Origin of the sequence: Flavobacterium cupreum, assembly GCF_003996965.1 — a bacterium.
GTDB classification, from domain to species: domain Bacteria; phylum Bacteroidota; class Bacteroidia; order Flavobacteriales; family Flavobacteriaceae; genus Flavobacterium; species Flavobacterium cupreum.
Genome location: NZ_QWDM01000067.1, coordinates 1 through 501, shown reverse-complemented (window position 1 = coordinate 501; position 501 = coordinate 1). Strand labels below are relative to the sequence as shown.

Here is a 501-nt window from a genome sequence, read left to right as displayed (position 1 = left end):
GTTGTTCTTGCCCTGCGCCTGCTCCATTCTTATTTGCCAGTCGAGAAACGAAGGGCTTTGGGTGAAGAAGACGGAGAAGGCCGACAACGCCGCGTCGATCATCTCGAACTTGGTCGCATTGCTCGGACGCCGGCTATCGGGGAGCGCTTCAAACGCCTCGCGCAGCTCGCCAATCAGGATCGCATGGGTCGGCGTGGGCAATCCCGTCGCGCGGGCAATGCCGAGCGCGGTACGACTCGATGCAGTAAACGTTGGAACAGCCATGGCCGATGTGCGCTGCGCGGAGCGAAGAATCAATGTGCGAAAAAGTTAACATTGTTTCCAAAAGTTTACAAGCGCTATTTGCACTACCGCACAAAAATCTTTTACCCGCCCAACCGGCCAGGCTGCAAACAGCGCTCATACGGCATCAAAATCTGAATTGAGAATTGCTTCCGATTTGGCACCGGTTTCGCGCCCGCAACGGGCAAAAAAATGGCCAGCGCGGGGCTGGCCATGGGT

1 pseudogene is annotated in these 501 nt (G+C 56.5%); it reads right to left on the bottom strand.

Annotated features, from left to right (window positions below):
* Positions 1-297: pseudogene (locus tag D0817_RS24825) on the bottom strand (hypothetical protein); the annotation flags it as partial.
* Positions 298-501 lie beyond the last annotated feature (204 nt).